The 25,896-nt window shown below is 46.9% G+C and carries 24 protein-coding genes; 6 read left to right on the top strand and 18 right to left on the bottom strand.

Annotation, left to right across the window (positions count from 1 at the left end; genetic code table 11):
* Positions 1 to 2 precede the first annotated feature (2 nt).
* Complete coding sequence (locus ACUALS_RS06685) at positions 3 to 506, bottom strand: M48 metallopeptidase family protein (RefSeq protein ID WP_005470726.1); 504 nt, start codon at positions 504 to 506, stop codon at positions 3 to 5.
* 129 nt (positions 507 to 635) lie between these two features.
* Between ACUALS_RS06685 and ACUALS_RS06680 the strand changes: the two genes are divergently transcribed.
* Positions 636 to 866 carry a glutaredoxin family protein gene (locus ACUALS_RS06680; RefSeq protein WP_038138206.1) on the top strand — a complete coding sequence of 77 codons (231 nt, stop codon included), beginning with the start codon at positions 636 to 638 and terminating at the stop codon, positions 864 to 866.
* A 30-nt stretch (positions 867 to 896) separates the two neighbouring features.
* Here the strand turns inward: ACUALS_RS06680 and ACUALS_RS06675 are convergent, their stop codons facing one another.
* The 3 genes from ACUALS_RS06675 to ACUALS_RS06665 form a co-directional block, all read right to left on the bottom strand.
* Positions 897 to 1,256 carry a hypothetical protein gene (locus tag ACUALS_RS06675; RefSeq protein ID WP_454449165.1) on the bottom strand — a complete coding sequence of 120 codons (360 nt, stop codon included), beginning with the start codon at positions 1,254 to 1,256 and terminating at the stop codon, positions 897 to 899.
* A 15-nt stretch (positions 1,257 to 1,271) separates the two neighbouring features.
* Positions 1,272 to 2,726 carry a molybdate ABC transporter ATP-binding protein ModF gene (gene modF, locus ACUALS_RS06670; RefSeq protein ID WP_454449164.1) on the bottom strand — a complete coding sequence of 485 codons (1,455 nt, stop codon included), beginning with the start codon at positions 2,724 to 2,726 and terminating at the stop codon, positions 1,272 to 1,274.
* Positions 2,727 to 2,833: 107 nt separating this feature from the next.
* Positions 2,834 to 3,703 (bottom strand): LysR family transcriptional regulator, encoded by an 870-nt coding sequence (locus ACUALS_RS06665; protein ID WP_331403102.1) that lies wholly within the window; start codon positions 3,701 to 3,703, stop codon positions 2,834 to 2,836.
* A 101-nt stretch (positions 3,704 to 3,804) separates the two neighbouring features.
* Between ACUALS_RS06665 and ACUALS_RS06660 the strand changes: the two genes are divergently transcribed.
* Positions 3,805 to 5,052: an MFS transporter gene (locus ACUALS_RS06660; protein ID WP_454449163.1), complete on the top strand. Its 1,248-nt coding sequence runs from the start codon at positions 3,805 to 3,807 to the stop codon at positions 5,050 to 5,052.
* Positions 5,049 to 5,609 (top strand): DUF1415 domain-containing protein, encoded by a 561-nt coding sequence (locus ACUALS_RS06655; RefSeq protein ID WP_038192081.1) that lies wholly within the window; start codon positions 5,049 to 5,051, stop codon positions 5,607 to 5,609. The genes ACUALS_RS06660 and ACUALS_RS06655 overlap by 4 nt, the downstream gene beginning before the upstream one ends.
* A 63-nt stretch (positions 5,610 to 5,672) precedes the next feature.
* Here ACUALS_RS06655 and ACUALS_RS06650 read toward each other — a convergent pair whose 3' ends face one another.
* Positions 5,673 to 6,734 (bottom strand): diguanylate cyclase, encoded by a 1,062-nt coding sequence (locus tag ACUALS_RS06650; RefSeq protein ID WP_454449162.1) that lies wholly within the window; start codon positions 6,732 to 6,734, stop codon positions 5,673 to 5,675.
* Positions 6,735 to 6,919: 185 nt separating this feature from the next.
* Between ACUALS_RS06650 and ACUALS_RS06645 the strand changes: the two genes are divergently transcribed.
* Complete coding sequence (locus ACUALS_RS06645; protein WP_038139055.1) at positions 6,920 to 7,495, top strand: nucleoside triphosphate pyrophosphohydrolase family protein; 576 nt, start codon at positions 6,920 to 6,922, stop codon at positions 7,493 to 7,495.
* Positions 7,496 to 7,812: 317 nt separating this feature from the next.
* Here ACUALS_RS06645 and btuD read toward each other — a convergent pair whose 3' ends face one another.
* The 10 genes from btuD to ACUALS_RS06595 all read right to left on the bottom strand — a co-directional run bounded on the left by btuD (position 7,813) and on the right by ACUALS_RS06595 (position 18,954).
* Positions 7,813 to 8,568 carry a vitamin B12 ABC transporter ATP-binding protein BtuD gene (gene btuD, locus ACUALS_RS06640; RefSeq protein WP_454449161.1) on the bottom strand — a complete coding sequence of 252 codons (756 nt, stop codon included), beginning with the start codon at positions 8,566 to 8,568 and terminating at the stop codon, positions 7,813 to 7,815.
* Positions 8,555 to 9,550 (bottom strand): vitamin B12 ABC transporter permease BtuC, encoded by a 996-nt coding sequence (btuC, locus tag ACUALS_RS06635; RefSeq protein WP_038192075.1) that lies wholly within the window; start codon positions 9,548 to 9,550, stop codon positions 8,555 to 8,557. Before btuC ends, btuD begins: the two co-directional genes overlap by 14 nt.
* A 113-nt stretch (positions 9,551 to 9,663) precedes the next feature.
* Positions 9,664 to 10,692 (bottom strand): succinylglutamate desuccinylase, encoded by a 1,029-nt coding sequence (locus ACUALS_RS06630; protein WP_005470831.1) that lies wholly within the window; start codon positions 10,690 to 10,692, stop codon positions 9,664 to 9,666.
* A 203-nt stretch (positions 10,693 to 10,895) separates the two neighbouring features.
* A complete protein-coding gene (locus tag ACUALS_RS06625; RefSeq protein WP_038192071.1) occupies positions 10,896 to 12,686 on the bottom strand; it encodes a M3 family oligoendopeptidase in 1,791 nt (596 codons plus the stop codon).
* A gap of 2 nt (positions 12,687 to 12,688) precedes the next feature.
* Positions 12,689 to 13,324, bottom strand: a complete 636-nt coding sequence (locus ACUALS_RS06620) for a histidine phosphatase family protein (protein WP_454449160.1) — start codon at positions 13,322 to 13,324, stop codon at positions 12,689 to 12,691.
* Positions 13,317 to 13,856 carry a bifunctional adenosylcobinamide kinase/adenosylcobinamide-phosphate guanylyltransferase gene (gene cobU / locus ACUALS_RS06615; protein WP_454449159.1) on the bottom strand — a complete coding sequence of 180 codons (540 nt, stop codon included), beginning with the start codon at positions 13,854 to 13,856 and terminating at the stop codon, positions 13,317 to 13,319. Before cobU ends, ACUALS_RS06620 begins: the two co-directional genes overlap by 8 nt.
* 1 nt (position 13,857) lies before the next feature.
* Complete coding sequence (locus ACUALS_RS06610; protein ID WP_454449158.1) at positions 13,858 to 14,634, bottom strand: adenosylcobinamide-GDP ribazoletransferase; 777 nt, start codon at positions 14,632 to 14,634, stop codon at positions 13,858 to 13,860.
* Positions 14,631 to 15,665 carry a nicotinate-nucleotide--dimethylbenzimidazole phosphoribosyltransferase gene (cobT, locus tag ACUALS_RS06605; protein WP_454449157.1) on the bottom strand — a complete coding sequence of 345 codons (1,035 nt, stop codon included), beginning with the start codon at positions 15,663 to 15,665 and terminating at the stop codon, positions 14,631 to 14,633. The genes ACUALS_RS06610 and cobT overlap by 4 nt, the downstream gene beginning before the upstream one ends.
* Positions 15,665 to 16,276, bottom strand: a complete 612-nt coding sequence (locus tag ACUALS_RS06600) for a flavin reductase family protein (protein ID WP_454449156.1) — start codon at positions 16,274 to 16,276, stop codon at positions 15,665 to 15,667. Before ACUALS_RS06600 ends, cobT begins: the two co-directional genes overlap by 1 nt.
* Before the next feature lie 719 nt (positions 16,277 to 16,995).
* Positions 16,996 to 18,954 carry a methyl-accepting chemotaxis protein gene (locus ACUALS_RS06595; protein ID WP_454449155.1) on the bottom strand — a complete coding sequence of 653 codons (1,959 nt, stop codon included), beginning with the start codon at positions 18,952 to 18,954 and terminating at the stop codon, positions 16,996 to 16,998.
* Positions 18,955 to 19,210: 256 nt separating this feature from the next.
* Here ACUALS_RS06595 and ACUALS_RS06590 point away from each other — a divergent pair, with 256 nt between their 5' ends.
* Positions 19,211 to 19,822: an oxidoreductase gene (locus ACUALS_RS06590; RefSeq protein WP_454449233.1), complete on the top strand. Its 612-nt coding sequence runs from the start codon at positions 19,211 to 19,213 to the stop codon at positions 19,820 to 19,822.
* Between the two features lie 186 nt (positions 19,823 to 20,008).
* Positions 20,009 to 21,382, top strand: a complete 1,374-nt coding sequence (locus ACUALS_RS06585; RefSeq protein ID WP_038215113.1) for an L-cystine transporter — start codon at positions 20,009 to 20,011, stop codon at positions 21,380 to 21,382.
* A 32-nt stretch (positions 21,383 to 21,414) separates the two neighbouring features.
* Here the strand turns inward: ACUALS_RS06585 and ACUALS_RS06580 are convergent, their stop codons facing one another.
* The 3 genes from ACUALS_RS06580 to ACUALS_RS06570 all read right to left on the bottom strand — a co-directional run bounded on the left by ACUALS_RS06580 (position 21,415) and on the right by ACUALS_RS06570 (position 25,877).
* Positions 21,415 to 22,350, bottom strand: a complete 936-nt coding sequence (locus tag ACUALS_RS06580; protein ID WP_454449154.1) for a LysR family transcriptional regulator — start codon at positions 22,348 to 22,350, stop codon at positions 21,415 to 21,417.
* 138 nt (positions 22,351 to 22,488) lie between these two features.
* Positions 22,489 to 23,823, bottom strand: coding sequence for a YadA-like family protein (locus ACUALS_RS06575; RefSeq protein ID WP_454449153.1), 1,335 nt, complete (start codon positions 23,821 to 23,823; stop codon positions 22,489 to 22,491).
* Between the two features lie 206 nt (positions 23,824 to 24,029).
* Entirely contained in the window at positions 24,030 to 25,877 is a 1,848-nt protein-coding gene (locus ACUALS_RS06570; protein ID WP_454449152.1) for an alpha-amylase family glycosyl hydrolase, read from the bottom strand.
* Between the last annotated feature and the right edge of the window lie 19 nt (positions 25,878 to 25,896).

Here is a 25,896-nt window from a genome sequence, read left to right as displayed (position 1 = left end):
GATTACTTTTGCTTTGATGTTTCTTGGTAAATCATAAATAGACGCGCATCGAGTTCCAGCTGATGGTAATCCGGCTCCATATGGCAACAAAGCTGATAAAACGCTTTGTTGTGCTCTTTCTCTTTTAGGTGAGCCAACTCGTGAACCACCAGCATACGCAGTAAGGGTTCGGGGGCGTTTTTAAATACACTCGCAATACGAATCTCGTTCTTCGACTTAATTTTTCCACCATGCACTTTTGCAACGTAAGTGTGTAAACCCAATGCATTGTTGATCAAGTGGATCTTGCTGTCGTAAATCACCTTACTCAATGGAGACGTTTTCTTCATATAACGATTTTTAATCGCCATCGTATAGTCAAATAGCGCCTTTTCACTTTTGATGTCGTGATTGTTTGGGTAACGCTTTTCAAACCAAGCATTGAAGCGCCCAGATTCAAGCATCTGATTTACGGGGTCAAGAATGTGCTGAGGGTAGCCTTGGATGTAACGAATTAAAGGGTTCATAATCAACAATAACAGGTAGTGCGCTGGTGTAGGTCGAACAACAAAGGGGCGACAGTCTACCTTATTCACCCTTGCCATTCACGGCCTTTTCGTTAAACTCAGCGCCAGAAATAATCGTAGGAACAGACCATGAAACGACTTGTACTGTATGTAAAAGATAAATGCCCACACTGCAAAGATGCGCAGCGCTACTTAGATTCCAAGGGTTATAAGTACAGGTTAACCAACGCAAAAATGCAGCGCGGCCGCAAAGAGCTAGACGCCATTGGTGCGCGCTCACTGCCTGTGTTAAAGATTGGTGACCGCTATATGATTGGCTGGAATCCAGGTAATTTCGAACGAATGTACAACAGCAAATAACGAGTAAAAGAGTGGCTTGAGCCACTCTTTTTAGTTTATGAGCTGGGCGATAACGCAATAAACGAGAGCTGGCGCCCCTGACACAAGCAGTTTAAGGCAAGTGATACTGTTGGAATCTAGACGCTTCGTCGGGTTATCGGTCCCCTTTTCCTCTTCAAAACTCTCCAGCTCTTCACTCGGTTCTTGCTTAGTGTTCAGCGCGGCAACCGTACCCGGTGGGTACATGTAAAGCAGCGCCGCACTGCCCCATAGCAGCATTAACACGAAAAACGCGTAATCCGAGGCGTATTTAATGCCGAAAAAGTGGGTGCTTGATTCAAGGGCAAACACCACGGAGAAGGCGACGATATTGCCAATGATGGCAAACTTAATGGTACTTCTTAAATCCATACGTACTTTTTTGAATTAGTTGGTCGTCAACTCCGCTTGATAACAGTTGAGTTCGGGGGAGAAGACAAACTCGAGTTCATTTTTAATGCTGGCAAGCTTATCCTTTTGATAGTGAGAAACATAGAGCAGTTGGCTCAAATTTTCTTTTGCGATCAGCTCTAGCGTGTTTTTCACCAACCGACGCCCTAAGTAATCCAAACCTTGATACGGCTCATCCAAAATTAATAGCGCCGGCTGCTTCACAATGGCTCTTGCAATCAAAAGTAACCGCTGCTGACCATATTCTAACGCTTTGAATGAGGTCTTCGCGTAGTCACTCATATGCAAAATTTCGAGCCATTCCTGTGCCAACTGCACTTCTTTTTTACTCGGTTGCTGATAAAGACCGATCGAGTCATAAAAACCCGATAAAATCACGTCCAAAGCACTGCAACTGACTCGGTACTGCAAATGAAGTGCAGACGAGACCATGCCAATATTCTTTTTGATTTCCCAAATCGATTCGCCACTGCCACGCTGTTTGCCAAAAATCTGAATATCGTTGGAATAGCACTGTGGATGGTCACCAAAAATTAAACCAAGCAAGGTGCTTTTTCCGCACCCATTTGGGCCTTTAACTTGCCAATGCTGTCCGTTGTCAATCCGCCAGTTCAATCCTGTAAAAATGGTTTTATCGCTGTATGCCACCTGCCCATTAGTGATTTCGAATACGGGATTGGCAAACACAGCGTTGTGCTGATGGCGTCTAATGAGTGCGAGCATCTCGTCGCTTTGCTGCTTCGATTGCGCTTTGATTTGGCTAATCACGGGGTGAGATTCCCACTCATCTCGTCCCATTATGCTTTCGAGCTTACCATGATTAAACAACGCGACTTGATCAATCCAACTCGGTATATCTTCTTCGCGGTTAAACGTCACTATCATCTGAATCTGACGAGCAAGTTCCGCCAAGTAGTTCGCTAAAGACGCACGGTGCTCCATATCCAACCCAGTAAACGGGTTATCCAGCACGATCAAATCAGGCTTGGTTGCTAGCGCTCTTGCCAACATAACGCGGCGAGTTTCCCCTGTAGACAAAACGCGAAAGCCACTCTCTTTCAAATGGTACAAATCGAGGTCATGGAGTAACTTCTCCGTTAACACGCCGTCATCACATTGCTCATAAATCAGGGTAAAGACATTGGTTCCCTTATCGATCTTATCGAGAAAGTCGGTCTCGTCTTTTGCTATTTCTTCTTCCAATAAACGCTGTTGCTCCACCAGTGAAACTTGAGCAATTGATCCCGCAGCCTTGGCTAGACTTTCAGCGTCGACATCAAACTCGCCACACAATAGGCAGCCCAACGCAGAGCCGATGTCCCCTTCGGTGCTAAATACCCCCCAAGACTCACCCGGCTGGATTTGCCAGTGTTTGATTGAAAGATGGCTCGTTTTTGTCTCGAGCTCTAGATTGTTAAACGCAATCTGCATTATTGGATATCCTTTCCTTCACTTCCTGATGTAGAACGTTACTTGATGATTTGAATGGATGCGATAGCGATTCTTGAAAGTGTGAAGCGCAAAACCGAGCCGCGAAGTTAAGCGTACTGCTTCACAAAATCGATAAAGGTGCGATCCGCGATCGAAAGGTAGCCATCTTTACGCCATGCCAGCGCGAGGCTAAGCTTCACGGGCTCATCAAATGGAATGCCGACCACCGAAGGTTCATGTTCAGTGACCAATTTAAGTAACGCGGTAATCGCAAACTCGTGCTGAACAATACTGAGGATCATGGGTAACAAGTTCGTTTCGAAAGAAAAGCGCATTTCCGTTCCATGTTGGGCCGCTTTCTTCTCGATGTACTCTCGGTGAAAGTAACCGGGTTTAAACATGATCAGCTCGTGCTGGAAAAACTGCTCAAATGAGAGACTTTTTTGCCCCGCGAGCTCATGCTCTTTACCCACAACGGCGACCATTTCCGTATCAAATAGGTGATCCACCTCGAGATCGTTTGGGACGTGGTCGTTGTTAATCACCCCAATATCGAGCTCTCCATCAAGAAGCATTTGTCGAATCGATTCGGTTCCGGCATCCACCAAGGTTAATTTTAGGTTGGGATAGCGCAGCTTAAATGCCATCAAGACTTGAGGAAAAAAATACGAGCCCATCATGCTTGGCGCCCCTAACCTAACTTCCCCTTTCTCGAGGCCTTTTAGCTCATCAATCGCCAACTGTGCATCGTCTATTTGCTGCTGAACTCGCTTGGCGTGCTCAAGCAAGACTTTACCTTCATCGGTTAACATCACTTGGCGATCTTCGCGCCGAAACAAATCCACGCCCAACTGCTGTTCAAACTTCTTGATAGAGATACTCAACGCTGGTTGAGCAATGTGCAGCGCTTTCGCCGCCAACGTGAAGTGTTGATGCTCCGCGACGGCCAGAAAGTGCTTAAGCTGCTTCGATTCCATGATATTAAAAATATATTGAGATGATATTTTTAATATATTTTATCAATCCCCATCTCACTGATACTTTGATCACATTAATTACTCTTTAGCAGCCTAAAACCATGATCCAAATCGGCACCAAGCAATATCACCATGTCACCTGGGGCTTAGCACTGGCGTCATTTCTGATTTTTTGTAATCTGTACCTCTTTCAGCCCATGCTGCCATTTATGGCTCAGCACTTTTCCGTCAGTGAAACTCAGATCAACTGGGTGTTCGCTGCGTCAACGCTGGCACTGTCAATTTGTTTGGTGCCTTGGGCTGTGGCATCGGAGTCCTTTGGCCGCCGTCGAATCATGTTGATCGGGCTTATTGCGATTCCTTTCATCAACGTCGCCATGCTTGTCAGTGAATCATTGATTGCCATTGTTGCCCTTCGAGCGTTACTTGGCGTCGCACTCGCGGCTTTTGCGTCGGTGGCGGTTGCCTACATGGTAGAAGAGTTATCAGAAACCGCCTTTGCTCGCGCAATTGGTACTTACATTGCTGCAAACTCTTTAGGCGGAATTTTCGGTCGTATTGCAGGGGGCATGCTCACCGAGCACCTTGGTTGGCAATATGCTGTGCTTGCGATTGCCATCTTTACTTTCGCAGGCGCGCTCCTTGTGATTCGCTTACTGCCTGCACAACGTAATTTTACTCCACAGCGCGGCATGCTTCGTTATCACAATAAAGCGCTGATTAAGCATGTACAAAACCCAACATTGTGGCTGGCGATGTTGATTGGTGGTATTAACTTTGCCTTGTTCGTTAACCTCTACTCCGTGATGGGATTTAGGCTGGTTGCCGCACCGCATAATTTGCCGATTGGTTTAGCATCCTTGATCTTTCTTTGCTATCTAGCGGGAACGCTTAGCTCGAAGCTGACCTCAACTTGGAGCAAGCGCCACTCACCCATCTCAGGCATCATCGCTGGCTCGATACTCAGTCTTTTGGGCATGTGCATTGCCTATATCGATTCATTGTGGGCCATGATATTGGGCTTAATGTGCATCAGCTTTGGCGCTTTTTTCACTCATACTTTGGCTTATTCATGGGTCAGCCGCAAAGCGACGCAGGCTAAAGCGACGGCAACTGCGTTGTACTTAGTTCACTATTATATCGGTGGCAGTCTGGGCGGTTTCTTTCTTATCTACTGTTGGCAACACGCAGGTTGGTATGGGGTTATGCAGGGCGGAAGCGCACTCTATCTCGGCCTATTTTTCTTGAGCTATCGCCTCGCCAAGCACGACAAACGCTTATCGCAAGACAAGCCGCAAGGAGGGAAATCTGCTATTCTAGCGGCAAATTCAAACTTGGAAGCAAAATGATAACAACACGCTCTAACAACGAAATTGCTCAGCAAGTCGAACAATGGCTCAACGACGTCGTGATCGGGCTCAATTTGTGCCCGTTCGCCGCAAAGCCACAGCGCAATAAGCAGATTAAGATCTTTGTCAGCGAAGCAAACACAGAAGAAACTCTGCTTGAAGATATCTTGACTCAACTGCTTGAGCTAGACGCAACGCCGGCCGAAGAGCTTGAAACGACGCTGGTTGTGGCGCCAAATATGTTGGCTGATTTTTATGACTACAACTTGTTTATTGATTGGGTCGAAGCGCTTATTAAACAGCAAGATTGGGAAGGAATTTTCCAGTTGGCCACCTTCCACCCCGACTATTGTTTCGGTGGAACTGAGCCTGAAGACGCAGAAAACTTAACCAACCGCTCTCCTTATCCCGTATTTCACTTGATTCGCGAAGAGAGCATGGAAAAAGTCCTCAAACACTATCCCAACCCTGAAGCGATTCCTGACACTAACATCGCCCGTGTCGAATCCCTCACGCCAGAAGAGCGTAAAAAACTGTTCCCGTATTTATTCAGTTAACACGGTCTGCACATTCCCAAAAAGCGCCAAACGGCGCTTTTTCTATGGGTGAGACTAGAGGGATTAGATTGGCTCGCTCCAACATGATCGAACGGTTGTATTCCTTCCTGCATCTTTCGCGCGGTAGAGATTATCGTCAGCAATATGAATAATTTCATCCAAGGTGGCTTTGTTGCACTGCTGATTCACCAGGCTGGAAAAATCAAACTCACACGCTCCGACAGACACGGTAATCGGCTGACCATCAACCAAAATGCTGTTCACACAGGTGCGCACTTTCTCAACGATGCTTCGTCTCTCTTCGAGTGCTCGTTCAGGTAACCAAACTACAAACTCCTCGCCACCAAAACGAGCGATAAAATCGCTCTCAACCAATTGGGCTTGGATGGCTGTGGCGACTTTCTTTAGTACGTCATCGCCGATTTGGTGGCCGTGGTTATCATTGACCAGTTTAAAGTGGTCAATATCCACGATGGCTAATGTCCCTTTTCCGCCTGCGCGTTTCATTCGTTCAATATCCAGATGAACGGTTTTAAACAAACTTCTGCGATTCGCCACGCCTGTTAGTGTGTCGTGATAGGCTTGGTATTCAAGCCTCGCATTTAGCTGCTGTAGTCGCTCTTCCTGCTTACGGCGAATCAGTTCAACCTCTATCCAAGAAGCCATCAGCTTCAACGCATCGACATCGATCTCTCTGAACTTTCTCGGGTAAGGGACGGCAGACGAGAAGTTCAACGTACCAAATATTTCATCATCAATGAAAATCGGCACACCGATGTACGACTCAAGTCCAAAAGCTTGATAGGCTGGGTGAGTCGCGTATTTATCACTTTCTCCCATGTTTTCAATCATCACCGGTCCAAACGAACCGCAGGTGATTTGGCAATAGGTTTTATCAAACTCAAACGTATCACCGATGTTTAATTCAATCCCTTCAGGTGTTACGCAATGCAGCACGGTGTATTTATCACCCTCAATGTGGGACAAAATACCGATATCCAAATCAAAGCGTTCTAAGCCCATCATGATCAGTTGGCTTACTTGGATATCAAACCCTTTTTGATAGTCATTGGTGATTTGATACAAGCGGCGAATCACTTTCTCACTTTCACTCTCTACGACCATACTCTTCCCACCAATTTATAAACTGTATATTTAAGATAGAGTTAGCCAACCAAACAATGCAACGTATTTTTCAAAATGGCGTTCAATTATTTGCCGCTCACTCCATTAATTTTGCTCCCCAGATAGCCGCAGCGAAATGGCTTTGGTAGTATTGGCCAATCTTAAAGACATCCGGGTTAATGGATATGCACCTTTCTAAACTCACCAACGACATTTTTGACCACCTGTACCGCGACATTTCTGAATTTCGAAGCACGTTTGACCTTCCCGTCGCCTCTCCTGAAAGCTTAGACGAGAAAGCAGACACCCTGCATACTTCTCTTGCCATTGAGGAGCTTACCGAGCTAGCGGAAGCAGATTGTAAAACAGAGCAAGCGGATGCGATTGTTGATAGCGTCTACGTGTTGATGGGTCGTTTGGTCCACCTTGGCCATGACAAAATCGAAGACAATCTAGCGATTAACTATTTGATTGACCTGCTTTTGAATGTGGCAGTAAACCGTGGAATTGATTTCGTTCCATGTTGGGATGAAGTGCATTCAAGCAACATGAGCAAAGTGTGCCGCAGTGAGAAAGAGTACGCAGAGACAGAGTCTCACTACGCAGAGCAAGGCATCAAGCTGATGGCCGTGCAAAAAGGCGATTACATTATTGCAAAATGTGCCGAAGATTTTGTGTCTGAAGGCAAGACCATTCGTCAAGGCAAGGTGTTAAAGTCGGTGTACTACCGTCCGGCAGATTTGGCGCCACTGACCAAATAATAAAAAGCCGCCACCTGAGGTAAAACCTAGGTGGCGGAAGCTGCCATATCGAAAATTACGACTCCATTTCATCTAAGACGAGAAAAACGTTCCCACCCTTTCACATCCCAGTAGAGTCAAACAAGAACGAGAATGTATCACTCTCTCTATTGCGATTGGCATGCCAGTTTTTCAACTCAACGTAAGCAATTGATTTTAAATAAGCAGAAGTCAAAACTCAGCCTAAGCTAATGAATACCCTGCGCTGTCGTGGTGCAGACTGCACCCAAATATGATTCATCTGGCTGGGCAAACTTGCTGAGTTCGCGCTTGTCAAACTAATCAAACAGCAACACTGGCTTTTGATTGACAACCGCCTTTGTCACATGAGTGTTGAATACGTTTGCCAGTTGTTCTTCGGTCAATACCTCTTGTGGCGATCCAAACTGCTGCATCACACCCTTATCAAATAGCACCACGCGATCAGCGTAGTTCAAAGTCCTATTCAGGTCGTGGTTAGACATGACGACCGCTAGTCCCATGGAAGCAACTCTGCGGATTAGGCGATACAACATGCTCTCTTGACCAATATCCAAAGGCGCAGCGGGTTCATCCAAAATGAGCAGCTTCGCAGTCGGGTTTAATGTTGGCCAGATCTGCAAGCAAATGGCACACAGACGAACGCGTTGCCACTCTCCGCCGGAAAGGTGATGAATAGGACGATGAAGCTTGTCAGAAAGCTGCAAAATGTCAGCCAGTTCATTGACTGTCGCATCAATAAGCGTTGTCGGGTGGGTTTTAGCACTAGGGATAGACAGCGCAAGATAATGAGCCACAACCAAATTGAAGGCGGGTCGATCCGATTGTGACAGTAAAGCGCGATGATTGGCTAAACGTTCAAAGGAGCAGTGGCGAATCTCAGTCTGGTCATAATATACCTCGCCCTGATGTTCAATCATTCCTGCTAACGCATTGAGAAACGTACTCTTCCCGCTGCCATTTGGTCCGACAACGTGTAGAACCTCACCGGATTCGACCTGCAAAGAGAACGGCAGCAAACGCTTACCGACAGATAAATGGCTAACGCGAATCATGATTTTTTACCAACATCCAGATAAACACAGGCGCACCGATCGTTGTGGTCACCACTCCCAAGGGTAACTCTGCCGAATCAAGCGCTGTTCTTGCGACAATGTCCGCGAGCACCAATAAGGTCGCCCCGCTTAGGGCAGACATTGGCAGCAGGTAGCGATTTTCACTGCCCAAAGAGAGCCTAAGTAGATGAGGCACTACTAAACCTACAAAACCAATAATGCCGCCCAATGCAACCGCGCCACCCACTAAGATTGACACCGCCAAAATAAGCTTCCAACGCACCGCGTCTACATCAATGCCCAACTGCTTGGCATGAAGCTCGCCCATCATGAGCTTGTCGAGCAATTGCCCTTTAAAACAGAGCCAAATCATCACAGGCAGTAAAACTAAGCTGAGAATATGATGCCCCCAACTTGCGCCCCCAATGCTGCCCATCAACCAGTACATCAGTTGACGCAGGCTCAAGTCATCACTGAAATAAAATGCCCATGTCACCACTGCGCCGCTCAAGATACCTAATGCAACACCAACGAGCAGCAAGCGCGTTGTGGTAAGCCTAGCCATTCGCGCAAAAGCAACCAGTAGTCCAGTAAACAGCAAGGCGCCGCACACGGCCGCAGACATAAAACCAATTGGCGTCGCCATTGCGGGCAAAAAGAACAGCACCAACACCATCATCACACTTGCGCCGCCTGAGATGCCAATAACACCAGGCTCTGCCAATACATTGCCAAGGAGCACCTGAAGTACAGCGCCAGACAAGGCGAGCGACGCACCAATGACTATCGCAGTTAGCAGACGTGGAAATCGCAGTTGCATGACCAACTGTTCCATCAAAGGGGTTATTTCGGAGAATGGGGAGATCGTAAGCTCACCGACCGCAAGATAAATACTACTCAAGACAAGGAGTAACGTGGTCATGAAGAAAGCAAACAGATTCCAGCGCCTTTGCTTACGAAAGAGTAATTGACTAAATTCCATGGATGATTTAACGCTGGTGAGGCCGATTCCCTGTGGGTAAAAATAATGGCTTAACGATACCGTTAAGCCATTGAAATAGGAAGTCTGAAGACGAAGTTTACTCATTGAGCGTGCTAATCGTAAACAACCTGCCCTTCTTCATACCTTGTCTTGACCGGACAAACCATAAGCGCAGCTCGTTGCCCAATGGCGACATGACGATTTGGGAATACAATCGCTTCGCCTTCATTTTTCGCCATCAGCGGCTTATCGCCATCATGACCGAACACTTCGCCATGTTTGAACGCCGTAAAGTTTTCCACATTGTCATCAAACATAAAGTCGAAATCATCGTGTAAGCGAACAATGGTTCGGCTCACTCGGTACATCACAGGCGGACGCGGCAAGTGCTCTGGTTTAGACGCGCTCAGCAAATCACGCATTGCTAAATCAAAAGCGACCAGTTTATCGAGCTCGTTTTCACCGATGCGCGCCACTCGACCCAGTTCAATGGTGAGTGCTTGAGCGCCAAAATTCTCGGCACTGAACCAGCTAAATGTACTCGATGGCGCATTGGAGAACATCACCGCTTCCAAATGAGCACTCGAGACAAAATCCATTAATGCCTTACTGCGCACTGCATGGCGTGTTTTCGGGCTAACGACAAACGAATAGTGTTTGGATAAACGAATCGCACAATGAAGATCCAGATGCCAACGCTGCTCTTGAACCGTGTCTTGATAAAAGTCCGTGACGATACGTTTTAGGTTGCTTGCGATATCCAGCTCAATAGATGGCTCATACTCTTTCTCGTCAAATAGACGATTTAAGTTCACATCTAAAAAGCGGGTATGAGCGTTGGTCGCTGCCGGATGAGCGATAATAAATAACAAACGTTCAGTAACAGGCTGAAATCCCGACTGAATATCGGTCACAATTTTATCAACGATCTCCATGGGCGCGGTTTCGTCACCATGGATTCCACAAGAGAAGATTATATGTTTTGTTTCCTGCGTGACGGTTGCAGGAATGACTTCAAGTACACCACGTTGGTGTAATTTAAAGACCGCTCCACCAGCTACTGTGATCTCTCCAGCTGGCATTTCTTGTTCTAAGTCTAAGCTGTCAAAAAGAAAAGATTGGCGAAAGAGGTTTTTCGTCATGCGCTACTCCTTTATTGCACAGCGAGTATGTTAATGAATTGTTCTGACAAATTATGTAGGAGCGATCCCACTTATCGACACAAATCGTGTGCCGCATCGTAAATTGTCAAATTGCTACACAGAGGTGTAAACGGAAAGCACTCGCAATGCAAAATAGCCGAGCGCTCGCTCGGCTTGATGATCATATCATAAACAAGAATCGGCTATTTTTGATCTAGCAACGATTCGAACTCATCTATTTTAGTTGCAACTCTATCAATACTTTGCTGCCAAAAATCAGGCGTCGTCAGATCCATGCCGAGATGCTTGTTAACCACGTCTTCAGCCATCATTGACCCGGTATCTCGCAGCAAGCTGACGTAATCTTGATAGAACTGTTCACCTTTGCTTTCTCTTTGCGCATACACGCCGATACTGAATAGATAACCAAACAAATACGGGTAGTTATAGAAACTCACTTGAGAGATTGAGAAGTGCAGTTTGCTCGCCCAAAAATAGCGGTCTGGTTCAGACATGGAATCTCCGTACCACTCCTTCCACGTTTCGCCCATCAAATCACAAAGCTGAGACGCATCGAGTTCGCCCCCCTGACGCTGCTCGTAAAACTGTTTTTCGAACTCGTAGCGAACTGGGATATTGACCATCAAGGCATAGCAGCTAGACAGCTCTTCCCACAGCATTTCGAGCTTTTCTTCACGGCTCTCAACTTGTTCAAGCAGATAATCACGTACGATATTTTCGGCAAATATCGAGGCGGTTTCCGCCAACGTCATTGGATAACGGGTTTGACACAACGGCATATCGCGCATCACCCAGTTATGGAACGCATGACCAATCTCATGGGCAAGTGTCAGCAAGTCAGAGCGACTGCCACCCCAAGTCATAAATACCAACGGCGTGCGTGTTGCAGCAAATTTAGTACAGTAGGCGCCTAAACGTCGATTCTCACTCGGCGCGGCGTCAATCCAACCATTTTTAACCATCAGCGTCACAAACTCAGCCATCTCATTGTCCACAGTGGCAAAAGCCGAACGAATGATTTCTATCGCTTCGTCGAATGGGTAAGTTTTAGGTTCTGCGTCAGTGAGACTTGGCATTCCTGCTAAGTGATTCCAAGGTGTCATCTGCGCTAAGCCATGAACGCGAGCCATTAGCTTACCCGCCTTCTGCCCTACATGACGATTGGCCTTGGCTGTGCTCATCATGGCATCCAAGGTTTCGGCTTGGATCCGGCTATCGTGCAGGCTTGGCTCTAGAAAATGGACATCGCGAACTTTAGAGCGTTTTTGGTATTCGGTTAAACGCCATCCCGCCAAGGCATTTAAGATCGCAGCGAACGACTCTTGATTTTGTCGCATCGCATTTTGGATACCGCGCCACGCTGGCTCTTGAGCATTAAACTCGGTGCCATACAAGGTGCTCGCTGCGTGGGAAAAGCCCACTTGAGTCTTGATGCCATCTTCCAAGGTGACTTGCAGTGAACCGGTGATGTTATCGTAAAGGCGGCCCCACGCATCTTTGCCATCTACTTCCATCGCCGACAGCAATTGCTCTTCAGCAATACTTAGCTTGGTATCAGCCAATTTTCGCATCGACTCTATTTGGAAGCTTTGTCCTGAAACGTCCGTACTCTCATGACTAAGTACCTGTTCAACAAAACTATCCGGTGACGTTACCAAAATATCTTGGAACGGCGTAAACGCTTGGCTCAACTCTGAGCTCAGTTTGGCAACTCGGCCAATCAGCGCTTTTGCCTCACTGTTGGTCGCGTCTGTTGATGCATGACAGTTAGCGAAGGTGTTGATCGTGGCGAGGAGCTTACCTGCCGCTTCGCTAGTTTGAATCGCGTTTTGCACGACAGACACAGAGGTCCTTGAGTCTGCGTGAATAATTAACGTTTGGATACATTGTTGGATTAGTTCAATATCTTGAGTGATTTTGCTGTCGCTTAATCCTTGGTAAGCGATCGACAAATCCCAATTTGGTGTCGTCATTGTTATATTCCTTGCCCTCGCGATGATTCGATGGGTGCGCCAATAGAGCACACACGCTTATAAATCGCATCGGCTTTAATGATCTGAATGTGACTGATTGTCTGGTGCCCTATTTGTAACGTTGAATACAAGCGGCTGTCCTGCCAATCAAGTGGCAGTAGCGACGCGAGAATCATCCTGATAGTTCCACCATGACAAATGACTAATGTGTCTTGTTCGACATCTGTTACAAGCTGTTCCCAGCTCTTGGTTATTCTTGTATAAAAGTCGCTTAGGTTCTCAGCCCCAGGAAGCGTGTTCTCTGCGGGAGAGCGCCAAAATTGCTCGAGCTCTGGCCAAAAAGATTTGGCAGCGTCAAATGGTACCCCATCTAGCTCGCCAAAGTGCATTTCTTTTAGCGCAGGCCATATGGCAACGTCAATATTGGCTGGTGACGCGTCAAAGAACTGGGCTAATTGTGCGCAGCGTTTTAGTGGTGACGAAATCACCCGCTCAATGTTCATTGCGCTTGCCTTGATACGCTCGTATATCTGTTGCTGCGTTTGCTCGTCTACCGCCACATCGGTATGACCATACAAGGCAGTCGCTCCGACGGTCTTTCCATGGCGCAGCAGATAAATATTAACAACCTTATCCATGAGCGCCCTTCAGTTGCATAGGTAAACCTGCCGCGATAAAAGTAACGTTATCTGCAACTTTCGCCACCGCTTGGTTCATCCACCCTGCGTGATCGACAAACAACCGAGTGACCTCTCCCATTGGGATAACGCCTAAACCGACTTCGTTGGACACTATCACAAAAGTCGCTGTGGATTTGTTCAACGCATCGACCAACTGCGAAACTTGCGATCGAATCTGCGCTTCACTTGCCGTCTCTCCGTGGTTGTATATGACGTTGTTCATCCACAAGGTCAAACAATCCACCAGCACAATATCGTTATGGGTAAAACGGGCCAGCAATGAAGGTAAGTCGTAGGGGCATTCGTGTTCTTGCCAGTTATTTCCGCGCCGCTGTCGATGATGAGCGACTCGGCGACTCATTTCTTCATCAAAAACCTGTGCGGTTGCGACATAATGCCGCTGTCGGTTGCCTTGTTCGTTGAGAATAAGCGTCTCAGCATAGCTCGATTTACCCGAGCGCGCGCCTCCCAGAATTAAATGCACAGCCATATCAATGAACTCCCAACCAACTAAGTACGACCAAATAAGCAAGCAGTTCGCTGATTTGCTGAGCGGCACCTAAACAGTCACCGGTAAAACCACCGATGCGTTTTATCAACCAACGCTTAAACAGCCAACGAAACAGCAATAACACCAACAACACAGCTAGCATCAAGGGAACGCCTAACCATAGCGCTGGGATAAGTCCAGACACTATCAAGATGCCCAGTTCAACCTTACTTTGCTTGTTTGCCAACGGCTTGCTCTTACTTGTGTCGGAGTCCGAAACATAGGGCATGTCGTAGATCAGTGACGCAGCGACCGCGCGGCTCACCACGTAGCCTGCGATCAAGGTTGGGATTAAGACAGCATGTTGAGCCAACTCAGACAAAAACAGGTACTTGCCTAGCAGGGCCATAATTAGAGCCGTCGCTCCGTAGGTACCGATACGGCTGTCTTTCATGATGGTCAGACGTTTTTGCTGCGTCATCCCACCACCAATACCATCCGCCATGTCGGTCAATCCATCTTCATGGAAAGCCCCTGTGAGCAACAAACTAAAAGCCATGGTGAGAAAAAGCGACACCTCGGCACTAAACAGAAGATGCGAGAGTGTATAAACGCCCGCACACAGCACGCCAAGTAGCAACCCAACCAAGGCGAAATAGCGCCCAGCTTGATTCATCCGCTCTTCGCTGTATGGCGTCTCTTTCGGGATTGGGAGACGGGAGAAAAAGCCCAGCGCTAACAAAAAGAGCTCAGCTTGGTATCTAGCTTTGGCGGTCATTCAACCTCCACTCCTGCTTCTTCAAAGCTCGCCATGTTGTTGTAAAACTCGGCCGCAGCTCGAATCAAAGGGACAGCCAACGCTGCGCCTGTTCCTTCACCAAGGCGCAATGACAAATCCAAAAGAGGCGTTGCATCAAGCTCTTGCAGCAGGTATTGATGCCCTGCTTCATGAGATTTATGCGCGAAGATCATCAATGCTCGACAATCTGGATTGATTTGGTACGCGGCATACGCAGCGGCTGTGGCAATAAAACCATCGACAAGCACGGGCGTTTTCGTCTCGGCACACTCAAGAAACGCGCCGACCATTTGCACAATTTCGAAACCGCCTACATGGGAAAGAATGGTATGAACATCTTGGCCAACACAGCGCTCAACGCCTTTTGCTATGAGGGTAATTTTCTTCTCTAGCTGCTCTTGGCTAATTCCCGTGCCCAAACCAACACACGTTTCAACAGGACGCTGAGAAATCGCCGCCAGTATCGCAGCTGCACTTGAAGTGTTCCCTATGCCCATTTCACCAAACATAAGTAAATTGCTGCCCTGCTCTGTCAGATGCTGAACGACTCGGCGCCCGAATGCTATTCCGTCATTGACTTGCGCCATGCTCATCGCGGCTTCGTTGGCAAGGTTGTTGGTACGTTCGCCCAATCGCTGAATAATAAAGTCTTCGCGTTGCTGATCGACTGGACACAAGATCCCACAATCGACCACTTTGAGTGCAATCTCATTCGCTCGGCAGAAACAGTTGATCGCGGCACCACCCCCTAGAAAGTTCAATACCATTTGCTGGGTCACCGCACTTGGGGCAATGCTGACGCCCTCTTCCGCGATCCCGTGATCGCCGGCGAAAACCACCGCAGTCGGCGTTTTGATATCAATCCGTTCGACCGCTTCTGGTTTCGATTGGCTTTGAATAAGAGCAAGTTGGTGCGCTAACGCTTCTAGCTGGCCTAGCGAGCCCAAAGGTTTGGTTTTGTTATTGATGCGATACCAGATTGCTTCAGAGTGTTGGGTGTTTAAGCTCATTATTGTGGCCTCGCGACAGAAAAGGTTTTCTCAAGCACAGCGTATTCCGTGCCTCCTAAGCGTGACAAAGGGTTGATACTCAGAGCATCGACCACCACTCGATCACTTCGCTCACCGATGACTGACGGGTCAATATACATGGTCTCAATCTCGGCAAAGATCAGGCTTTGCGGTGTATTGCCAATCTCTTTCACCTCGAATAGTGAGCATCCAAACGCGACAGGGCACGCTTTCACTCTCGGCAATGAAAAGCCCTCAAATTCCACCAGCTCAATGTCACTCTCTTTAACTTCGGAGACGCCATGCTCTAGTGTTGCCGCGCTCTGTGTCACTTGCTGCGCCAAATCAACGTTGGCGATGTGAATCACCATTTTTCCTGTTTCTAACACATTGCGTGTCGTGTCTTTGATTTCTCCCGAGGGCTTTTTCCCGACAGAGAACATCATAAGTGGCGGATTGCTTGAAACAGGGCTGAAGTAGGAAAAAGGTGCAAGGTTATAGTTTTCTTCCCCCGAATCCGTGAGTACCCAAGCGATGGGACGCGGAATGATCGTTTGGGTCATCAAATGATAGATTTGAGTCGGTGAAAGGGTACTCATCTCGAGATTCATTGTCTTTCCTTAGTGGCTAAGTCCTTGATTGGAGATGAGTGTATCGCGAAATCTTAGCCTAGACATCCACTTTTACTTTTCCTAAACATGAAACCCGTACGTTTGTTAGGGTCTGTTGACCTTTCGCGGTTAAATTTTGTTCGAGATAAAATCGTTTTAGGCGCGGCAAGGGGTGTGTAGCCTAGTCATTCTAAGTAAATACCCCTTAACAAAGCATAAAACGATTTTAGCCGAACCCTTCGGGCAGCATTTGTGGTTCATTTCTACTGCGTTATCGGCTTTTCATGTAGGCTAGCTACACTTCAAAGCCTCTTCCTTGTATAAATTTCCCACAAACTGCTGCAAAAATCAGCTCGAAAGATCAACAGACCCTAGTAAGACGTTTCATTTTGATAATCAATATGAAAGAAATCCTAAATTGATACTATCCTTATAAGTATTGACGTTCTCCTATGGCTCATAAACCTTACTTAATACAGAGCCTAACACTCCATGGCACCAAAAGTGCAAGGGAGAAATGTTGACGCGTAATGTGCGCTCAAGTTGATAGCAAAGGAGGTAGTTATGTTTGCCAATCAACGTTCCAAAAAACAAAAACCAGTTAAGAATGGCCAAAAAACTCAAAAGCGCGTGCCATTGTCTCTCACTTAACGTTTAATCACTTTCTCTCATAGAAAAAGACCTCGCTAACAGGCGAGGTCTTTGTTGTTTGGGGGGAATTAATCGGTTTTAAACTTGGTAACTAAGGCGTTAAGCTCATCTGCAGATTGCTGCATCGACTGCGAGTTCAACTGAGCTCGACCCGCTACGTCATCGACTTTTTGTGTGTCCTCGTGCACTTGCTGAATGTTGCGATTGATCTCTTCTGCCACTAAATGCTGCTCTTCCGCTGCAGTTGCGATCTGAGTGTTCATATCGTGAATCGAAGAGACTGACTCGGAAATGCCACTGAAGCTGGTGTTAACTGACTCAGTCATTTCAACCGTTTCGTGAGAGGCATTTAAGCTGACAGACATCTGCTGTGTGACCTCTTTGGTTCGGTTTTGCAAACGCATGACCAACTCGTTGATCTCTTCGGTGGAGTCTTGGGTACGCTTAGCAAGCGCTCTCACTTCATCAGCCACAACCGCAAAACCGCGCCCTTGTTCGCCCGCCCTTGCCGCTTCAATGGCTGCGTTTAATGCCAGCAAGTTAGTTTGTTCTGCAATACCTCGAATCGTATCCAAAATCGCGGTGATGCCTTGGCTGTCTTGCTCCAACTCTGCAATGGTTTCAGAAGATGCGGAGATAAGTTGTGCCAACTCATTCACGCTTGCGACCGCTTGGTTAATGTCCTTTTGTCCCTGACTAACAAGAGCTTGGCTGCTGTCTGCGGCTTGGGCGGCAGTAGTACATAAGGTCGCGACTTCGTTAGCCGTGGCAACCATTTCGTTAAACGCCGTCGAAACCATTTCTACCGCTTGGTTTTGACGTTCGGAAACCTGCGCGAGATCTTCAGATACCGTCAAAGCACGGGAAGCTGATTCACCCATCGCATGGCCCGCTTGTGATATTTGTTGGATAAGCTGTCTGATCGCTTTAAGGAACGCATTAAAGTAACCCGCTAGCTCGCCCGTTTCGTCACTAGATCGAACTTGCAGCTCTTTGGTTAAATCCCCTTCCCCTTCAGAGATTTCCTTTAAGCCTGTAGAAACAAGCGTAAGAGGCTTAGCGATCAGGTTCGCAAGGAAAATGGCTCCTGCAATGAATATCACCACTAGAACGATCACGATGACTGAAATGTAGCTTAGAAGACTCTGGCTATCTTCCATCACCTCGTCATAGGTAATCAAACCCACAAACTTCCACCCCAGTTTCTCTGAGTGATATACATTCGCCATGTAGTGTTCGCCGTTTAGGGTGACATCTAACACCCCTTCGCGAGTCTGACCTATCTGCTGATATGCTTTACCAAGAGAGTTCACGTCCTTGAAATTGTTGTCTGGATTGTTGGCATCGACCAGCACATTGCCTGAGTCCTCAATCATCATTAAATACCCGGTCTCACCCAGTTTTATCTGTTTCACAATATCAGTCAGATTCTTGAGTGACACGTCAATCGCCACCACCCCAGACGCCGAAGTGTCATTGGCGGTGAACGACTTTACCGTGCCAACGATGGTGGCATCGTCTGCTGCCCAATAGTAAGCGGAGGTTCTACCCACACTACCGGGGGAAGACTGGGCAGTTGTAAACCATGGACGACTTCTTGGATCGTAACCTGCCGTGGTTTTCCCCTTAGGCCATTGAATGTATCCACCCTTTTGAGTTCCCATGTAGACGTAGGAGTACCCAGAATGCGAGTTACCCAATTGAGCCAGCAATTGATAGATCTGCTGCTCAACCGGACTATTTTGGTCTGGCGTCATCTGTACTGAAGGCTTATCGGTGTATGTGGTTATGGACTCATTGGCTGCTTTGACAGCAGGGTGTTCGGACAACATGCGAACATTATCTTCTATGGCGTCAAAATAGATTCGAATCGCGTTGTCGACCTGACTGATTTCTCCGCGACTTCGTTCGATAAAGTCGGTTACCGCCTCACTTCTGGAGCTTGATATGACGACATATGAAATGATCGCCACTGGCAGCAAAGTTGCAGCAACAAGCCCTAGTAGTAATTTTTGTTTAATTTTCATAACTCAGCGCCTTATGCTTTCGTTGATGACCTTTTTATAAAGTTAGTCGATTCAACTAGAGATGCCATTTATGAAAACAAGCCATTTGACAAGTAAAGCGTTGATCACAGACTTTTTATCGCATTTAAGCGATGCTCTCGTTCAAACCCCGTCAATCACTTAACGTAATTGGTACTTCCACTTGTACAGTACAGACCGACCCATCGTGATCATCGCCGGCAGCTCCGGGCTTATTGGTACCGAACTCATCAAGCAGATGTTAGACGAGCAACCGATCGAGCATATTTATGCCCTAAGTCGACAAGATCTGCCATTTTTCCATTCAAAACTTGAAGTCATCAAAAATCAAACCTTAGACATCCACGATTGGGATGATGCCAAGCCAGTCCCGCTTTACGGGTTTATCTGCCTTGGCACAACCAAAAAGCAAGCAGGCAGTAACGAAGCGTTAGAGAAAATCGACTATGAATTGGTGTGCAAGGTCGCTCAGCAAATGAAGGTCATTGGCGTTAAACGACTCTGTGTGGTCTCAAGTGTCGGCGCTTCCATTCATTCGTTTTCACACTACTTTAGGTGCAAGGGCAAAATGGAAATGGCCATCGAGCGTCTCGAGTTTGAACACGTCACGTTTGTCCGTCCAGGGCCGTTGGTTGGCCTGCGTGAACAGCCGCGAACCGATGAGCGGATCGTTCAAGCGGTCGTGACGATCTTGCGCCCGATAATGATTGGCCCGCTTGCTAAGTTGATTCCGATTAAAGCGGGGCTTGTCGCCCGAGCAATGCAGTACAGTATTTTTGCTCACTCAAACAAAAAAGTTCAGTTCCTTGATAGTGTTTTGATGCGTAAGCTGCTGAAAAAGTATCAATAATCTGAGTTTAATTTCTTCAATAAGGTTGTTTTCGTAGCACCTTTTCACGTAAATAACCTTTCGTTCTAATCCATTCCCAATCGTCACTTTAAAGCAGGCTTTGGAATCATTATCGTTCCTTCGAACCACATTCTGTAACACATTCACCCTTGAAATGTGTCATCTATAAATATAAGGATTTCGATTATGTCAGTTGCCTCTATTGCTTCATTGGCAATATTTGCGGGTATTTTGCTGTTTCTATACAAACAGCAAAGTAATCAACACACTCTCTCACGACTTGTTCTGCTAGGGCTCATATCGGGCAGTGCATTTGGTTTGGCGCTTCAACTGGTTTTTGGTGAAGGAAACGCGGCCATTTCGCAAACGTTAGAATGGGTAAACGTCGTGGGCAAAGGCTACGTTGGCCTGCTGAAGATGATCATTATGCCATTGGTATTGGTATCCATGATCGCTGCTGTCGTGAAGCTAGAAAAAGGCGGCTCTCTGGGTAAAATCTCTGGTTTGACTATTTCTGTTTTGCTCGCAACCACGGCGATATCTGCCATTATCGGTATCATGGTAACTCAAGCATTCGGTTTAACTGCTGAAGGACTCACTGAAGGTGCGCGAGAGACCGCCCGCTTAGCAGCACTAGAGACACGCGCGGATCGTGTCAGCGATCTTACCATTCCTCAAATGCTAGTCAGTTTCATTCCAACCAATCCATTTGCCGATCTGACGGGCTCTCGCTCGACTTCGATTATCGCTGTAGTGATATTTGGTGTGCTTACGGGCATTGCCGCGCGCAAAGTGATGGCGGAAAAAGAAGAGCTCGAGTCACCAATTCGTACTTTTGTTGAAGCGGCTCAATCCATTGTGATGCGCTTAGTAAAAATGATCATGGCGCTAACCCCTTATGGCATCGCAGCCTTAATGGCGAAGGTGGTTGCAACCTCTAGCGCATCAGACATTCTTAACTTGCTTGGCTTTATCGTCGCTTCGTACGTTGCTATCGCACTTATGTTTGTTGTTCATGGTTTATTGGTTTCATTCGTTGGCGTGAATCCAAAAGAGTACTTCCAGAAAATCTGGCCAGTACTGACGTTCGCTTTCACCTCACGTAGTTCTGCTGCGACCATTCCGCTCAATGTGGAAGCGCAAATTAACAAACTCAATGTCCCACCAGCGATCGCTAACCTTTCCGCATCTTTTGGCGCTACCATTGGTCAAAATGGCTGTGCCGGTATCTACCCTGCTATGCTGGCAGTAATGGTTGCACCAACGGTGGGTATCAACCCAATGGAAATTAACTTCATTCTGTCACTCGTTGCGATGATTGTGATCAGCTCGTTCGGTATTGCCGGTGTAGGTGGCGGTGCAACATTCGCGGCACTGATTGTTCTTCCTGCAATGGGGCTGCCGGTGACGATCGCGGCTCTGCTTATCTCGATTGAACCATTAATCGACATGGCGCGCACTGCACTTAACGTTTCGGGTGCAATGACAGCGGGTACCATTACTAGCCGTTTGCTTGGAGACAAATCCAACGAATCGGAGTTAAAGACGCAAAACGTTTAAAAGAGAAAATGGCCGACAATTGTCGGCCATTTTTATTGAGACATATTGAGCAACAACTTCCCTTGCTCAATAGCACTGGACAAATTATCTCGTAACTGCGGAAATATCCGTTCTCGAAACCATTTGTGCTCGTTGTCGTTTTGATTTTTGGCATGCCACAAAAGGTAATAATCATGCTCGGGTAAATCAATCGGCAGCGGCTTTACTACTAAGCTGAACCGCTCCACATACATTGCGGCAATATGAGCGGGCGCCACCATGATTGCCTGCGTCAACTTTAAAGACTCCACCGCAGAGAGAAAGGAAGGCACCACAGCAAATACTTTGCGCTTTTTGCCTGTTGGTGACAGCAGAGCATCGACCATTTCCCGCCGCTCTATAATTCCGTTGACCAGAATATGTTTGGCATCGGCCAGTTCTTGCAAACCAAATTCGCTGTTGGCTTTTGGGTGCTGACTGCACATCATGACCACAAACTGATCTTGCCCGAGAGACTTACCATAAATGTTCTCAGGAATGTCTGCCGCCATGGTTGCAACTAGATCAATCGACGATTCTCCCAACTCATCAAACTGCTCGGTTTGCCATAATCGGCATTCAATAGTCGAATTGGGCGATTCTAGCTCCATCTTTGCGCAAATCTGGGGAAGAATGGTCGGCGCTACATAGGCATTGAATCCAATGGTAAATTTGCGTTCAATCTTTTGTGGCTGAATATCCTCTGTGAGATAGAGATCATCGAGCTGCTGGAGTAGCTGAGGAAGTTTGAGCTTAAGGTATTTCGCTCGTTGGGTTAATACCGAACGGTTCCCTTCTCGAATTAAAATTGGGTCAGAAAACTCGAGCCTAATCTGCGATAAAGTTTTACTCATCGCCGATTGAGTCACGTTAAGTTGTTTCGCACTCTCGGTTAAGTTCTGAGTTTCCAACACCGAAGCGAGCGCTTTGAGTAACTTATAGTTTCGCATTGGTTGACCCTAAATGTTCACAATCCATCCACCGAAATTACCCTAATATCCGCTAAGAAACAATGAGTTAAAGTATTCACTCGTGAGCCGGCGTTTTAACCTGACTCGCGAGGAATACTTATACTGCCTTCGGCCTAACTAGAACTCGTAACCAATACCCACGTATGCGCTCATTGACTCAGTCGCGGTATCGTAAGCACCACCAAGTTTCCCAGTTAAATGCTCGTTGAATCGGTCACCGATACCAACGGCTATTGCTTCAGCGTCACCGTGGTAGCCTAACGCTGCAGTCACTGCGATATTACCAACACCGTAAGGGTCAACTAAACCCGCAAATGCAGCTGACTCAGCGTAAGCGCCATCAATATTCTTCGCCATGTTTTCCATATCTTGACGCAACTCGTCGATATCATTGCGGTTTTTCGCTATCGCGGCACTGTTAGTCGCGACATCACGTTGCTCTTGTTCAATCGCTCGATGATTTTGAGCAATTTGTTGATCTTCATTTCGCATAACACTTTGTTGCTGACTGATCGCTTGGCTATTTGCCGACGCGATTTGACCTGTGGCAGCAATGTTTTGCGCGTTTGTTTTAGCCTGCTGTGTATTGCTCGCAATTGACTGGCTATGTTGCTGCTGCACAGTGTCTAATACCTGTGTTTTTTGTTGATTTCGTTGGATCGCTTTATCTTGCTGGGCAATAGAATCCGTATTGGCAGTTATCAGCTGTTGATTATGAGCACTCGCGTGTTGGTTAGACGCTATACTTTGCTGCTGCGTGATTTGCGTTGCTTGCAACTTGTGAACATCGCTTAGTGCTTTCTGAGCACTTTGAGTGTTGCTTGCGATAGATTGATCAAGCGCATCAAGTCTGTGAGCGTGCTGCTGCTGTGTCGACGCCAGCGATTGTGCCTGCTGTTGGTTGTGAAGAATTGCATTCGCTTGTTGTGTGTCGGTTTGCTCATTCGCTTTTAAGGCATTTTGGTTATCCACACCGAGTTGATGGTTTGCATCAATTGCGTACTGTTGCACCTTTAGAGTGGTATCTAAGGTATTGATCTTATCTAACGCTTCAGTAGTCCGGTGCGCATTGCTTGTAATAAGCTTGCCATAAGCATCCAGCCTTTGTCCCTGCTGCTTATCTACCGCTTCTAGTGATTGTATTTTTTGTTCGTTTTGGACGATAAATCGATTTTGCTCGCCGTCCATTTTGTCGCTAGTATCAATTCTTGCGCCTTGATCGCGGATTTGTGATTGCAACTGACCTGTACTGCTCAATACCTCAGAACCAAGTTTCATCAATTCCCCATGAGTTTGGGCAATAAGCTCATCTTGCAAGTCGAGCCTTTGCGTCTGATCGGTTTGAACTTTCTTTACATCTTGAAGAGCGGTTTGCACTGCGTCATCAGCATGTGAAGCAAATGAAGCACTCCCCAAAACAAGCGCCGCTGCTGCAATTTTTTTATTTTTCATGTAATCACCATTGCTTAATTAGAATACTAACTCTATTTTCCCAGCTAGATTAGGCGGGATATGCAACAGAGAAAAATGGAATAAACGACTGGGAGGCATGAAATAATTTCATGTCATTTAGATTTTGTATATGTACGCAAATCACAAATAAACTTTACATACAAAAAAGGCCGACAAATGTCGGCCAGTTAACGCTCTTAAATGAGTTATTTGCTGCGAATCACGATCACTTCATTCTGACCAAGATTAAAGGTTGCGCTACCGTTCGCTACCACGACTTGGTCGCCCCCAATCACATTGTCATAAGTGCCGTTCGCCAAACCAAGGTTGATCGCGTTGACAGAAGTGTTGCCACCGATGTTCATCGCCACGACAACAACATCGTCACCCGCATTACGTTCATACACTAACACGTCATTGCTGACCCAACGTTCGATGTAACTGCCCTGCTGGATTGCGTAACTCTCTTTACGCAACTTACTTAGCTTTTTGATGATTTGGAACGCGGGAGTTGTCGTATCAAAACTTGGCATCATCTCACGGTTATACGGATCGTTGCCGACTTGACCAAAGCCATTCGTCGTAAAGTTCGCTGCGTAGTGCTCTGTGCCGTAATAGATACAAGGAATACCGCGAGACGTCATGATCAGGGCCAAACCGAGCTCTAAACGATCTTGGGCAAATGGAATGCTCTGACGACCGCCCCACTTATCTTTGCCTGGGCCAAAGTTGGTCGCATCTGAACGAAGAACTGTCGATAGACGCGGCGCATCGTGGTTATCTAAAAAGACCACCTGCCAATCGCTTGAGGTAAATTCTTGGTCACGCAACTTCATGTAATTATTGATGGCGTACATGCCCGTTCCATGATGACCAATCAACGCATCTTCAATGATGTTTCTTAAACCAAAATCAAGCAGTGCCGAGCCTGAGGTATTGGCAAAATCGACAGACAAGCCATTGATACCCGTCGCGCCAGCGCCCGCATCCATCCATTCACCAAAGAAGTAGAAACCCGGTTTGCCCTTAGATTTCGCGTAGCTGTACAGCTCTGATGTCCAACGCTGAATAAATGACTTATCCATGTGTTTAATCGCGTCAATGCGAATCGCATCAACACCTAGATCAATCCAAAACTTAGCGCCCTCTGCAAGATATTGGTAAGTTTTTTCATTGCTTTGGTCGAAATCAGAAAGGTTAAATAGATTGTGGTTTCGTACCTGATAGTAGTCGTCCCAATTGGTCACGCCACCATTGTGGTGATACCAGTTTTCTGTATCGCTGTTAAAGTCGGTTTGGAAAACGCCATTTTTGTACAGCGCGCCATATTCGTTTTCATCGTTCGGATTTGAGTGGTTTGGTGCATAGTCTAAGACTAGCTTCATGCCGTACTCTTCCATTTTGGTACTCAGCGCACGAAACTCTTCAATGGTGCCTAAGTGTTCATCAACTTGGAAAAAGTCTCTTCCCCAGTATCCGTGGTAGCCTGCAGAACCATCTTTGTTAAGCTGATCTACGTTATTGACTGGTGGCGTAATCCAGATAGCAGTAATGCCCATCTCTTTTAGGTAATCTAACTTGCCTAGTAATCCTTTGATGTCACCACCAAAGTATTTTTTGAAATCTGACTTATCAGCAGAGTACGTACTGGCGTTGTTGCCAGTGTTGTTTGATGAGTCACCATCGGCAAAGCGGTCCAAAAAGACGAAGTACATGGTTTCGTCACGCATGTCGAAGCCCAATTTCTCATGCACAACGACCGTGTTGGTATCGTCATAGAAGTTGATTTCGTAAGACTTGTTCGCATCAACCACATAGTTGCTGAGTGGGTAGTTCTCCGACCAATCGCCGAACCTATCCACTTTAAAGCTTGGTGGGTTGGTACCATCACCAGTGTTAAATTTCTTAGTAATCTGCCAGTGGTTGGCCCCAACTTTCACCATAGCTTCCGCTTGCCAATCATTGGCCGTTCCACGGAAATACGCTTGGTTCCAATCTGCCATGGCAGGCAGTGAGGCAAGCAATGTCGACAGCAGCACGAGCTTGTGTTTCATTTTTATTTTCCTACTTCAC

Source organism: Vibrio sp. NH-7, from assembly GCF_053643215.1.
The sequence above is the reverse complement of the archived record's forward strand: the minus strand, read 5'-3'. Positions and strand labels throughout refer to the sequence as shown.

Coding starts and splice junctions, on each gene's coding strand:
- ACUALS_RS06650 (WP_454449162.1), bottom strand. CDS start 6,734: ATGGTCGTAGAGAGTGAAAGTGAGAAAGTGATTCGCCGCTTGTATCAA.
- ACUALS_RS06575 (WP_454449153.1), bottom strand. CDS start 23,823: ATGAAAAATAAAAAAATTGCAGCAGCGGCGCTTGTTTTGGGGAGTGCT.
- ACUALS_RS06590 (WP_454449233.1), top strand. CDS start 19,211: ATGTTAGACGAGCAACCGATCGAGCATATTTATGCCCTAAGTCGACAA.
- modF (WP_454449164.1), bottom strand. CDS start 2,726: ATGCAGATTGCGTTTAACAATCTAGAGCTCGAGACAAAAACGAGCCAT.
- ACUALS_RS06570 (WP_454449152.1), bottom strand. CDS start 25,877: ATGAAACACAAGCTCGTGCTGCTGTCGACATTGCTTGCCTCACTGCCT.
- ACUALS_RS06625 (WP_038192071.1), bottom strand. CDS start 12,686: ATGACGACACCAAATTGGGATTTGTCGATCGCTTACCAAGGATTAAGC.
- ACUALS_RS06665 (WP_331403102.1), bottom strand. CDS start 3,703: ATGGAATCGAAGCAGCTTAAGCACTTTCTGGCCGTCGCGGAGCATCAA.
- ACUALS_RS06685 (WP_005470726.1), bottom strand. CDS start 506: ATGAACCCTTTAATTCGTTACATCCAAGGCTACCCTCAGCACATTCTT.
- ACUALS_RS06655 (WP_038192081.1), top strand. CDS start 5,049: ATGATAACAACACGCTCTAACAACGAAATTGCTCAGCAAGTCGAACAA.
- btuD (WP_454449161.1), bottom strand. CDS start 8,568: ATGATTCGCGTTAGCCATTTATCTGTCGGTAAGCGTTTGCTGCCGTTC.
- cobU (WP_454449159.1), bottom strand. CDS start 13,856: ATGGCTGTGCATTTAATTCTGGGAGGCGCGCGCTCGGGTAAATCGAGC.
- ACUALS_RS06595 (WP_454449155.1), bottom strand. CDS start 18,954: ATGAAAATTAAACAAAAATTACTACTAGGGCTTGTTGCTGCAACTTTG.
- ACUALS_RS06675 (WP_454449165.1), bottom strand. CDS start 1,256: ATGGATTTAAGAAGTACCATTAAGTTTGCCATCATTGGCAATATCGTC.
- ACUALS_RS06660 (WP_454449163.1), top strand. CDS start 3,805: ATGATCCAAATCGGCACCAAGCAATATCACCATGTCACCTGGGGCTTA.
- ACUALS_RS06620 (WP_454449160.1), bottom strand. CDS start 13,324: ATGGATAAGGTTGTTAATATTTATCTGCTGCGCCATGGAAAGACCGTC.
- ACUALS_RS06610 (WP_454449158.1), bottom strand. CDS start 14,634: ATGACCGCCAAAGCTAGATACCAAGCTGAGCTCTTTTTGTTAGCGCTG.
- cobT (WP_454449157.1), bottom strand. CDS start 15,665: ATGAGCTTAAACACCCAACACTCTGAAGCAATCTGGTATCGCATCAAT.
- ACUALS_RS06580 (WP_454449154.1), bottom strand. CDS start 22,350: ATGCGAAACTATAAGTTACTCAAAGCGCTCGCTTCGGTGTTGGAAACT.
- ACUALS_RS06680 (WP_038138206.1), top strand. CDS start 636: ATGAAACGACTTGTACTGTATGTAAAAGATAAATGCCCACACTGCAAA.
- ACUALS_RS06630 (WP_005470831.1), bottom strand. CDS start 10,692: ATGACGAAAAACCTCTTTCGCCAATCTTTTCTTTTTGACAGCTTAGAC.
- ACUALS_RS06645 (WP_038139055.1), top strand. CDS start 6,920: ATGCACCTTTCTAAACTCACCAACGACATTTTTGACCACCTGTACCGC.
- ACUALS_RS06600 (WP_454449156.1), bottom strand. CDS start 16,276: ATGAATCTCGAGATGAGTACCCTTTCACCGACTCAAATCTATCATTTG.
- btuC (WP_038192075.1), bottom strand. CDS start 9,550: ATGGAATTTAGTCAATTACTCTTTCGTAAGCAAAGGCGCTGGAATCTG.
- ACUALS_RS06585 (WP_038215113.1), top strand. CDS start 20,009: ATGTCAGTTGCCTCTATTGCTTCATTGGCAATATTTGCGGGTATTTTG.